General features: G+C 60.6%; 8 protein-coding genes. 4 read left to right on the top strand and 4 right to left on the bottom strand.

Going from position 1 to position 9,890, the window contains the following annotated elements; all coding sequences use genetic code 11:
* Positions 1-339, top strand: a 339-nt coding sequence (locus NW845_RS11260; RefSeq protein WP_414378598.1) for a zinc ribbon domain-containing protein, incomplete at its 5' end; no start/stop codon positions are given.
* A 281-nt stretch (positions 340-620) separates the two neighbouring features.
* On the top strand, positions 621-872 hold the full coding sequence (locus NW845_RS11255) for a ferredoxin-thioredoxin reductase variable chain (RefSeq protein WP_414364941.1): 252 nt from the start codon (positions 621-623) through the stop codon (positions 870-872).
* Here the strand turns inward: NW845_RS11255 and NW845_RS11250 are convergent.
* Entirely contained in the window at positions 869-1,342 is a 474-nt protein-coding gene (locus NW845_RS11250; protein WP_414364942.1) for a phycobilisome protein, read from the bottom strand. The genes NW845_RS11255 and NW845_RS11250 overlap by 4 nt on opposite strands.
* A 229-nt stretch (positions 1,343-1,571) precedes the next feature.
* On the opposite strand from NW845_RS11250, the gene ftsH reads away from it, so the two are divergent.
* The gene (gene ftsH / locus NW845_RS11245) at positions 1,572-3,488 is read left to right on the top strand and encodes an ATP-dependent zinc metalloprotease FtsH (protein WP_414364944.1); all 1,917 of its coding nucleotides are present in this window, start codon (positions 1,572-1,574) and stop codon (positions 3,486-3,488) included.
* Positions 3,489-3,622: 134 nt separating this feature from the next.
* Here ftsH and glgP read toward each other — a convergent pair whose 3' ends face one another.
* The 3 genes from glgP to NW845_RS11230 all read right to left on the bottom strand — a co-directional run bounded on the left by glgP (position 3,623) and on the right by NW845_RS11230 (position 8,233).
* On the bottom strand, positions 3,623-5,824 hold the full coding sequence (gene glgP / locus NW845_RS11240; RefSeq protein WP_414364945.1) for an alpha-glucan family phosphorylase: 2,202 nt from the start codon (positions 5,822-5,824) through the stop codon (positions 3,623-3,625).
* Positions 5,825-6,239: 415 nt separating this feature from the next.
* On the bottom strand, positions 6,240-7,436 hold the full coding sequence (locus NW845_RS11235; RefSeq protein ID WP_414378596.1) for a SpoIID/LytB domain-containing protein: 1,197 nt from the start codon (positions 7,434-7,436) through the stop codon (positions 6,240-6,242).
* Between the two features lie 269 nt (positions 7,437-7,705).
* Positions 7,706-8,233 (bottom strand): nucleoside deaminase, encoded by a 528-nt coding sequence (locus tag NW845_RS11230; RefSeq protein ID WP_414378594.1) that lies wholly within the window; start codon positions 8,231-8,233, stop codon positions 7,706-7,708.
* Positions 8,234-8,432: 199 nt separating this feature from the next.
* Here NW845_RS11230 and NW845_RS11225 point away from each other — a divergent pair, with 199 nt between their 5' ends.
* Positions 8,433-9,674, top strand: coding sequence for an HhoA/HhoB/HtrA family serine endopeptidase (locus NW845_RS11225; RefSeq protein ID WP_414378592.1), 1,242 nt, complete (start codon positions 8,433-8,435; stop codon positions 9,672-9,674).
* Positions 9,675-9,890 lie beyond the last annotated feature (216 nt).

Here is a 9,890-nt window from a genome sequence, read left to right as displayed (position 1 = left end):
CGAGGGGCGTTCTACCCGTTGCGGCAGTTTGTGCACTACAAGGCCGCCAGAGCAGGGATCCAGGTTGTGGTGGTGCCACCTGCCTACAGCTCGCAGACCTGCCACCGGTATTTGTGGCTTGGGCAGCGGGAAGGGAAGCATTTTCGTTGTGTGAACCCGGCCTGTGGTTGGGAAGGGGATGCAGATTTGCACGGTGCTAACGGGATTGCCCTTTTGGGGGTCGCTGTAAACCGGCCTGGAGGCCCGTGGTTGGCTTGCCAACTGCAGGGCTACCGTTGGCGTCAGCGGCGCGTAGCGCTTAAGCCCGCTCCGTACCGCTTAGCGGTCGGAGTCGGGTAGTTTACGAGGCTAAGTACCCCGACTGATCGCGTCAGCGGGCTTGGGGCTCTTGGTCAGCAATTGGCAGGAGTAGCAATGCCAGCCTCGCAACTGCAAGCTGGGCGCGAGACCAGCCTGGCCAAGCTTCGCAAGGAACGCCGGAGGGCAACCACTCGAAGGAGTTTGCATGAGGTCGCTACTGGCAAGCAGCTATGGCAAAATGCCAACTTGGGGGATTGCTAATTTTTGACGTTCAACGGTTGGAGGGCACGGCTCCTAACAGCGCCGTGTAATGGTGTGTGATGAAAGTCGGAGATCGAGTGCGGGTGCGTACCAGCGTGATCGTCTATCACCACCCGGAGCATCGCAATCAACCTTTTGACCTCAAAGGGATGGAGGGAGAAGTGACGGCTGTGATCCAAGACTGGAACGGTCGCCCGATCAGCGCTAATTTTCCCTTTCAGGTGCAGTTTGGGAATAAGTTCCGCGCCCATCTGCAGGCCGACGAGCTGGAGGTGATCGAGTCGAGCCCCTCCTCCGAGACTGCAGCCTAGGTGAGACCCAGCAGGGTACGGTTGGTTTCCAGGATCGGCTGGATCAAAGCAAACTCCGCGGGGGTGAGGTACTTGGCTATCACCTCTTGCAAGAAGCGGTAGGTGGCCTCACAACTGCGCTGGGTGCGGAAGGCCCGCATCAAGGTCTGAAACCAGTAGAGAAATCGCTCCTTGTAGCGCTGCTCATCGTCTAGGAGCATGGCCAAAGCTGAGAGACGCAAAACCCGCACCGTGTCAGCCTTCCATTTGTTGCTGAAGTCTTCTACTCCCCGCATGAGCAAGTAGGGATCCAAGGCCCGCAGCTTTGCCTCCACCTCGCGGATGATCTCGGCCTCCGCCTCCTGGATTTTGCGATAGGCGCCCAGGCGCAGCTCAAAGGAGGCCAGGTAGGTCTCCATGAACTGCATCTCTTCATCTCTGAGGTAGCGTCCGTCGGCAGCCAGGCTCAGTTGGCGCAGTTGAGTCAACATGGGGATTCCCTAGAAAACCAAGGAAAGAGGGGAAATGCCGCCCTTTCGCCCCCGATCCTAGCCGCAAGCCCGTTGACAAAAGTGCGCGATCCTACGGATCTTCGACTATTCTCCCCGGCCTCTTAGCCGGGTTAATATTAATTAATAGTCTATCGTTGCAGGAATCCACTCGACCCCAGATGCCATCTGTGAGTTCGATAAAAAGCACCCTTTGGGAGGAAATGCTTCCGTGAGTCAGAAAGGTAAAAACAAAAAATGGAGAAGTGCCGGGTTGTATGCGTTGCTGGCCATTGTCTTGATCTCGCTGGCCACAACCTTCTTCGGCACCCGTCCGGCTGAGCGTCTGGAGATTAGCTACTCCGACCTAATGAGCCGCGTGGAACGGGGCGAGGTCAGCAAAGTCTTGGTCGAGATTGCCCCCGATGGCCGCCAAATCGCCATTGCCGAGGCGGAAATCAACAACCGCGCCACCCAAGTGCAGGTCAACCTGCCTCCCCTCACCCCCGATTTTGAGAACACCTTGCTTTCCCAAGGGGTGGAGCTGGCGGTGCGCCCGGTTCAGGAGGAGGGTCTGCTTGGGCGCATCCTCAGCACCTTCCTCTTGCCCGTCCTGCTGCTGCTTGGCCTGTTTTTCCTGCTGCGCCGAGCCCAGAACGGCCCTGGCAGCCAAGCGCTCAACTTCGGCAAGTCGAGGGCGCGGGTGCAGATGGAGCCAAAAACTCAGGTTACCTTCAACGATGTGGCCGGCGTTGACCAGGCCAAGCTGGAGCTGGCGGAGGTAGTGGACTTTTTGAAAAACCCTGAGCGGTACAACGCTCTAGGCGCTAGGATCCCGCGCGGGGTGTTGCTGGTTGGCCCCCCAGGTACGGGTAAAACCCTGTTGGCCCGTGCTGTGGCCGGAGAGGCGGGTGTGCCCTTCTTCTCCATTTCCGGTTCCGAGTTTGTGGAGATGTTTGTTGGGGTAGGGGCCTCGCGGGTGCGGGATCTGTTCGAGCAGGCCAAGCAAAATGCCCCTTGTATTGTCTTCATCGACGAAATCGATGCCGTGGGTCGGCAGCGGGGAGCCGGCTTGGGAGGTGGCAACGACGAGCGGGAGCAAACCCTGAACCAGTTGCTGACCGAGATGGACGGCTTTGAGGGCAACTCCGGCATCATCGTTATCGCCGCCACCAACCGCCCCGATGTGTTGGACGCGGCGCTGCTGCGGCCCGGTCGCTTTGACCGCCAAGTAACGGTGGATCGCCCTGACTTCCAGGGCCGCCTGGAGATCCTCAAAGTGCATGCCCGCGGCAAAACCCTGGCCGCCGATGTGGATCTGGAGAAATTGGCCCGCCGCACCCCTGGGTTTACCGGCGCAGACCTGGCCAACCTGCTCAACGAAGCGGCCATCCTGGCGGCCCGCCGCAACCTCACGGAGATCTCGATGGACGAGATCAACGACGCCGTGGATCGGGTGCTGGCTGGCCCAGAGAAGAAAGATCGCCTCATGAGCGAGCGGCGCAAGGAGCTGGTGGCCTACCACGAGGCAGGACACGCCCTGGTGGGATCCCTCTTGCCCAACTACGATCCCATTCAAAAGGTCACCATCATTCCCCGTGGCCAGGCAGGCGGCCTCACCTGGTTTATGCCTAGCGATGACGACATGGGCCTGACCACCCGTGCCCACTTGAAAAACATGATGACTGTTGCCCTGGGGGGCCGGGTGGCGGAGGAGGTCGTCTATGGCGAGGCGGAGGTGACCACGGGGGCAGCCAGCGACCTACAGCAGGTGGCCCGCATTGCCCGCAACATGGTCACCCGCTTTGGCATGAGTGACCGCCTAGGCAACGTGGCCCTGGGCCGCCAATATGGCAACATCTTCCTAGGCCGTGAGATTGCTGCCGAGCGGGATTTCTCTGAGGAGACGGCGGCCCTCATCGACGAAGAGGTGCGGCGACTGGTGAATGAGGCCTACCAGCGGGCCACCTACCTGATCCGGGAAAACCGCGCCCTCTTGGATCGCATCGCCCGCCGCTTGGTGGAGGCCGAAACCATCGATGGAGAAGAGCTGCAGGCAATCATCGATAGCTCAGAGGTGGTGATGCTGCCGCCTGAGGAGGAGCCGGAGCCGCTGACCTTCCCGGTAACCCTCAACGCCAGCGCCTAGACCTGGGATCCCTGCCTTTCCCCTTGAGGAGGGCAGGGATCTCACTTTTCGCATGATGATAGCCATCTCCCCTCTCCCTCTGGGAGAGGGGCTGGGGGTGAGGGCCATTCCTCTGGGAGAGGGGCTGGGGGATCCTAGCTGACCACAGCCGAACCTGAGAAAGTCCGGCTCACCTCTGCTTCCAGGGGCTGAGGCTCGTAGATTTTCAACACGTACTCAGCCACCATGCGGTCGGTGTTGAAAACCGGGTTGAGGGTGCGGATTGCTTCTTTCATGCGGGCAATCCAGCGGCGCGGGATCCCTTTTTCATCCCGGTCGTAGAACATGGGGATAATCTCGTATTCCAATACATCGTAGAGGGAGTTGGCGTCCAGATCGTCTTGGGTGGCTGGGTCCAGGCCTTCGATTTCTTGGCCGATGGCCCAGCCATTGCGGCCGTTGTAGCCTTCGGGCCACCAGCCATCCAAAACAGATAGGTTAAGCCCCCCGTTGAAGCCCACTTTTTGCCCGGAGGTGCCGGAGGCCTCCAGAGGACGCCGCGGGGTGTTGAGCCACAGATCCACTCCTTGGATCAAATTGCGGCTGACGTAGGCATCGTAATTCTCAATAAAGGCAACCCGGTGAGCCACCTCAGGTCGATTCGACCATTCCACCACCCGTTGGATCAGACGCTTGCCTTCTTCGTCCCGCGGGTGCGCCTTGCCGGCAAAGATAATTTGCACGGGGTACTCTTTGTTGGTGAAGATGCGAGTGACGCGCTGCAAATTTCGCAGGATTAGATCTCCCCGCTTGTAGGTGCTAAAGCGCCGGGCAAACCCAATCGTCAAGATCTTGGGATCCAACAACTGGTTGACAGCCTGAATGCGCTCGTTGCTTTCGCCGCGGTTGCGCCGCGCCCGCAACACCCGATGACGGGTAAAAGACACCAACCGCTCGCGCAGGGCTTCCTTGCGCCGCCACAGCTCCTCATCGGGAATTTCTTCCACCTTGGCCCACAGCTCCGGATCCGATACCCGCTCCGGCCAGTCGGGACCCAGGTATTGGTCGTAGAGGTTCCAGAAGAGGGGGGCAACCCAGGTGCGGGCGTGAACCCCGTTGGTAATGGAGCCGATGGGCACCTCATCCACCGAGCGCTCGGGGTAGAGCACATGCCACATCTGGCGAGAGACGCGCCCATGTAACTTGCTCACCCCATTGGCTGCCCGCGCATAGCGCAAGGCCAGCACCGTCATGTTGAAGGGCTCCCAGGGATCCCCGCCGCGCCGCGCTCCCAGAGCCAAAAACTGCTCCCGCGTCAAGCCCAGTTGTGGCCAGAAAGAGGCAAAGAAGGCATCCATCTCGTTGGGGCTGAAAGCATCGTGGCCAGCCGGCACCGGCGTGTGAGTGGTGAACACACATTTCTCCCGCACCTTGGCCTCTGCTGCCTCAAAGGGCGTGCCCCGCGCCACCTCCTCTCGCAGCAGCTCCAGGGTCAAGAAGGCGGCATGCCCCTCGTTCATGTGATAGACCATGGGATCCAGGCCCAACTGGCGCAGCAGGCGCACCCCCCCGATGCCGAGGATACACTCCTGGGCAATGCGCGTATCGGTGCTGCCGCCGTAGAGATGGGCAGTAATCCAGCGGTCGATGGGATCATTCTCCGGCAGGTTGGTATCCAGCAGGAAGAGGGGCACCCGGCCCACATCCACCCGCCAGGCGTGTGCCTTCACCAGCCGCTGCCGCATTACCACTTCCACCAACAGAGGGCTGCCGTCCGGCTGCCGCACCAGCGTCAGGGGCAGCGATTCGAACTGAGAATCTTCGTAGAGCTCCCCTTGCCAGCCGCTGTTGTCCAGGCGCTGCTGGAAGTAGCCTTGGCGGTAGAGCAGTCCCACACCCACCAGCGGCACCCCCAGATCGGAGGCGGACTTGAGGTGATCGGCGGCCAACATGCCCAGGCCTCCGGAGTAGGTGGGCAAAGACTCGTGTAGGCCATACTCAGCGCAGAAGTAGGCAATGGGGCGCTGCCAGTCGTAGGTTTTCATGGTGCGTCTGGCCCAGGTATCCTCGGCCGCCATGTACTTGCGATAGGCCTGCACCATGCGATTGAGCGTGTTGAGGTAGTTGACGTCAGTAGCCAAGGCCGCCAAGCGTAAGTAAGAGACCTCCTCTAGCATGCGCACCGGGTTATGGGAGGTTTTTTCCCACAGGGTGGGATCCATTTCCCGAAAAATGGTGAGATGATCGGGGTTCCAAGTCCACCAATAGTTGCGGGCAATCTCGCACAAAGGGGTAAGCGCCTGCGGCAGCGCCGGGCAACGTTCAGGAAAAGCGGGGGCTAAGGTGGCAAGGGACATAGGGCAGATACCTGAGGTTAAAGCTATGGGCTCGAAAAAGAAGAGGTAGAGGTCGATCCCCGTAAACGTATCTCAATTAATAATTATTGAGTCGATCCTGAGGATCCGCAAAAGAGAATTCAAGATTTCTACAAAATCTTTGGGAGACGCAACTCAGCTTTTGCGGGGCTTTCCTCGATCTTGCCACAGTGGCGTGGAGCCCTCAAAGACAGCGACCACCAGCAGACCAGCTTTCGATTCCGCCGCACTCAAGAGATGGTGTGGCATCAGAGTTGACAAGATCTGCAGAACCCCACCGAACTCTCAGGAAACCTCTCCAGAGCAATCAAAATGTTGCTACCCACAAACCCTCAAAAACTACAGCTACTTTTGCTACCAATCGGTTATTTTCTGGGTCTTTTCCCGAAGTTGAGCTCTAGCGTCCCTCCACCACGGCCAGGCGGGTGTTGCGGTAGTAGTGGCTGAGGATCTGTTGGTAGGAGTAGTTTTGGCTGGCCAGGGCGGCAGCTCCCCACTGGCTCATGCCTACCCCGTGCCCGTAGCCGCGCCCTTGGATCTCGAAGAAAGCCGGGAAGGTTGCCGCAACAGGGGTCAGGCTGGCTGTGGTGGCCGTCTCCCCGCGGGGGCTGATGGCGATCATCGTGCTGCGCAACCCCAGGGCCCGCCGGAATTCGCTGCCGCTGACGTCTTTGCTGCCTTGGGATCCCAGCAGGCGCAGGGTGATGGCCCGTCCCCAAGGGGATCGGCGCAGGATCTCGACGGAGCGAATCGCCCCGATCCCGTCAGCCAACTGCTGGAGCTGTTGGGCAGAAATGGTAGCCGTCCAGCTAAACACGGGTGACTGCTGGTCGAAATCCGGCACCCCCTGCAAGTAGGGCCGCGACTCTAGCCAAACATTGCCGGCATCATCCGTGTGGCCGCCGCTGGAGGAGTGGAAAACCGCGTTGATCAACTGCCCCTGGTGGATAAGCACCTGGCCAGCCGTCTCGCGGGCTGCCGCTTGGGTGCGGTTGGATTCGGCAGCCACCCCTTTGTAAACCTGCCAATCGATGCCATTTCCCAAGTCGAAAGGCTGCTGGGAGCGACGACTGCGGTGGTAGAGGGCATAGGTGCGGGAGGCCACGGCTTGGGCTTTGAGGGCCTCCATCGGGAAACGGTGCCCCATCTCGCTGCCCACCACGCTGGAAACGTAGTCCTCCAAGCCAACTTGGTTGATGGCGATCACCCCACTCTCGCCGGGGATCAGCTCCACCCAGCCGCGGTACCAGTTCTGGTCGATGAACACCAGCCCATCGGGGGTGGTGGGCTGTAGGTAAAGGCGTTCTCCCTGTTGGCCAGCCAAACTGACCGCCGAGCCTATCCGGCTGGCCTGCAGCGGCTGCATGGCCGGAACTTCGGCCAGTGGCCGTCCCTGGGCATCCAACAGGCGGGCCGGGGCAGAGCTGCCAAGCCTGACCTGCGGCTTGTTGATGGCAATCCCCACCCGCAGCAGCACCCGCGCCTGCACCGGGAAGGCCAAGCAGAGCCAGGCCCAGACCAGAAGGCCGATCCCCCTCAGCCAAGCCGAGGGCAGCGGAGACACAACCGGAGAGGAAAAGAGGGCTACACTCACACGTCACTCCTCTGGGTAGAGACCACCTATGAGCAGCGGATTCCATGCCCACCGATGGGGGAAGAAGGGATCCACCAGAAAATCTACAAAGCAAGGCCTGAGGAGGCAGATCTCAAAACCCACCCGAAACTCAAGCCGCTGCCTGTCCTAGGGGATCCCGGCCAGCCGCTCGCGTTAGCGGGCCGGAGGCCTTAGCCGATATGACAGTATCAAAAACCTCTCGCGGATGCACGACTTCAAGCCGACCTTTTTGTCGCCCAAGTTCCCCATTAGGTTGCCAGGGGGATCCCCCGCCGGCGGCTAAACCACTGCTGCAACAGGCGACGACACTCGGCCTCGCAAACCCCACCGATGACCTCTGGGCAATGGAAGCTGGCGGCAGAAGCGGGCACATTGAGCACGCTGCGCAGCGCGCCGGCCTTGGGATCGTCGGCACCGTAGATCACCTGGGCCAGCCGCGCTTGGCTAATCGCCCCCGCACACATGGGGCAGGGCTCGAGGGTGACATATAGCCGACAGCCTTGCAACTGCCAGTCGCCCAGGCGCTGCCCTGCCTGCCGTAGGGCCAAAATCTCTGCGTGGGCCGTGGGATCCCGATCCCGTTCCCGCCGGTTGCCGCTCAGGGCCAACAACTCTTCCCCCGGCCCCACCACTAGGGCAGCCACCGGCACCTCCCCAGCTTCTCCCGCCCGCTCGGCTTCTTGCAGGGCCAACTGCATCCAGGCGCGGTGGCGCTGCCACGGATCTCGCCCCTGGGGCAAAAAAGAAGGGAGCTTACTCGAATGGACGAGTGTCATTGGGTCTTTGAGCACTGCCGTTGCCCACCAGATTTGCTAAGTTGAGCCCAAAGCTCTCACCAATCTAGAGGAATGGGTGAGGGTGGGTAGAATAGACGTAAGGTTGGACTGGGCTGGCGTCAGTTGGCAGATTTGGCGCAGGTTCTTTCCATCTTCGCATTTGTTTTCTCGGCGATACGGCTTAGCTTTGGGAGGGATCATGGCGCGGCTTCTACGGCAAACACTTCTGGCAATGACTTTGTTTGGCGGCGGCGTTGCCTACGGAGTTTGGTTGTCCTCGCCAAGGGGGCAGGAATGGTTGCAGCAAACTCCTCTTGCCAGCTGGACGCGGCAGATCCACGAAGAAATGAGATCCCTTCTGCCCTCGTCGGTGTCCCGTCCCGCAGCCGAAGGTTCTGCTTCTCCTGCCGATGCCGTACATCCCTCCAACTTTATTGCCGCTGTTGCCCAAAAGGTCGGCCCAGCGGTGGTGCGCATCGACGCCACCCGCACCATAGCCAGCCCCATCGATCCCGAGCTGTTTAACCAGCCCCTGTTCCGCCGCTTCTTTGGGGGACAAATCCCGCAACTGCCGCAGGAGTTTCAGCAGGAAGGCACCGGATCCGGATTCATCATCGACGCCAACGGCCTCATCCTTACCAACGCCCACGTGGTGGAGGGTAGCGAGCGGGTTAGGGTTCATCTGCTGGATGGGCGCACCTTTGAAGGGCAAGTCAAAGGCTCCGATCCGGTGACCGACATCGCCGTGATCCAGATCGAGGGCGAAAATCTGCCCACCGTTACCTTGGGCAACTCCGACCGGGTGCGGCCAGGAGATTGGGCCATCGCCATCGGCAACCCGCTGGGCCTGGACAACACCGTAACGGCGGGGATCATCAGCGCCGTCGGGCGCTCCTCTGGCCAAATTGGGGCCGCCAACAAGCGGGTGACGTTCCTGCAAACGGATGCGGCCATCAACCCCGGCAACTCGGGCGGTCCCCTGCTGGATGCAGAAGGTCGGGTTATTGGAGTGAATACAGCTATTTTCCAGCGGGCCCAAGGGGTGGGCTTCGCCATTCCCATCAACCGCGCCATGGAAATTGCCGAGCGACTGATCCGCGATGGTCGGGTGGACCACGCCTTCCTGGGCATTCGCATGATTACCCTCGATCCCGATTTGGTGGCGCGCCTCAACCGCGACCCGGCCCGCCCCACCCCCCTGACGGTGCAAGAAGGGGTGTTGATCGGGCAGGTGATTCCCGGATCTCCCGCTGAGCAAATTGGCCTGCAGGAAGGGGATGTCATTGTCGAGATCGACGGCCAGGCCATTCGCGACGCCGAGCAGGTACAGCAGTTGGTGGAAGCCGCAGGGGTGGGTAAGAAGCTGACGCTGCGGGTCATCCGCGATGGGCAGGCGCGCACCTTCCAGGTGAAAACGGGGGTGCTGCCGGTGGGTTCTTGAGCAGGTAAGCTGGGATCCCGGCCCCGGCTAAACCCATGGCAAGGCAAGCTCACCTTATTCTTAGCAAGCTCCCCTACGACGACTTAGCTTAATCGGTGGGAAGCGCTGCACTGTATTGGTGAATTGTGTTTACAGTCGTTATGAACTACCCCACCGCGCAGGCGGGTGGGGTTTCCTCACCCGCTTGACAGCAGAGCTTTTGTCTCTTCTTCTGCC

This window comes from Synechococcus sp. H60.2 (assembly GCF_047462315.1).
Lineage (GTDB): Bacteria > Cyanobacteriota > Cyanobacteriia > Thermostichales > Thermostichaceae > Thermostichus.
This window is presented reverse-complemented; position numbering and strand designations above follow the sequence as displayed.

Excerpts from the sequence above, each read along its gene's own strand:
- NW845_RS11255 (WP_414364941.1), top strand. The coding sequence starts at position 621 with ATGAAAGTCGGAGATCGAGTGCGGGTGCGTACCAGCGTGATCGTCTAT.
- NW845_RS11250 (WP_414364942.1), bottom strand. The coding sequence starts at position 1,342 with ATGTTGACTCAACTGCGCCAACTGAGCCTGGCTGCCGACGGACGCTAC.
- glgP (WP_414364945.1), bottom strand. The coding sequence starts at position 5,824 with ATGTCCCTTGCCACCTTAGCCCCCGCTTTTCCTGAACGTTGCCCGGCG.
- NW845_RS11230 (WP_414378594.1), bottom strand. The coding sequence starts at position 8,233 with ATGACACTCGTCCATTCGAGTAAGCTCCCTTCTTTTTTGCCCCAGGGG.
- NW845_RS11225 (WP_414378592.1), top strand. The coding sequence starts at position 8,433 with ATGGCGCGGCTTCTACGGCAAACACTTCTGGCAATGACTTTGTTTGGC.